Below are 436 nucleotides of genomic sequence, written 5' to 3' on the forward strand. Positions count from 1 at the left end.
AAAGTGCGGGTGAAGGGAGTCGAACCCCCACGCCAAAGGCGCTAGATCCTAAGTCTAGTGCGTCTGCCAATTCCGCCACACCCGCATATTTCATTAAAATGGTGAGCCATGAAGGATTCGAACCTTCGACCCTCTGATTAAAAGTCAGATGCTCTACCAACTGAGCTAATGGCTCTTAAATCAAAACTGGTGCCGACTAGAGGACTTGAACCCCCAACCTACTGATTACAAGTCAGTTGCTCTACCAATTGAGCTAAGTCGGCTAGAATGGTGGAGGATGACGGGATCGAACCGCCGACCCCCTGCTTGTAAGGCAGGTGCTCTCCCAGCTGAGCTAATCCTCCATTTGCCTGGCAACGTCCTACTCTCACAGGGACAAGGTCCCAACTACCATCGGCGCTAGAGAGCTTAACTTCCGTGTTCGGTATGGGAACGG

At 51.8% G+C, this 436-nt stretch carries 4 tRNA genes and 1 rRNA gene; all 5 read right to left on the minus strand.

What is annotated here, in order from left to right:
• Nucleotides 1-4: 4 nt before the first annotated feature.
• A tRNA-Leu gene (locus MR065_RS27110) sits at nucleotides 5-85 on the minus strand.
• A gap of 14 nt (nucleotides 86-99) precedes the next feature.
• Nucleotides 100-175, minus strand: a tRNA-Lys gene (locus MR065_RS27115).
• A 12-nt stretch (nucleotides 176-187) separates the two neighbouring features.
• Nucleotides 188-263: transfer RNA gene (locus MR065_RS27120), tRNA-Thr, on the minus strand.
• A 5-nt stretch (nucleotides 264-268) separates the two neighbouring features.
• Nucleotides 269-344, minus strand: a tRNA-Val gene (locus MR065_RS27125).
• A 4-nt stretch (nucleotides 345-348) separates the two neighbouring features.
• A 5S ribosomal RNA gene (gene rrf / locus MR065_RS27130) occupies nucleotides 349-436 on the minus strand; the annotation flags it as partial.

Source organism: Bacillus cereus group sp. BfR-BA-01383 (assembly GCF_022663495.1).
Lineage (GTDB): Bacteria > Bacillota > Bacilli > Bacillales > Bacillaceae_G > Bacillus_A > Bacillus_A cereus_AU.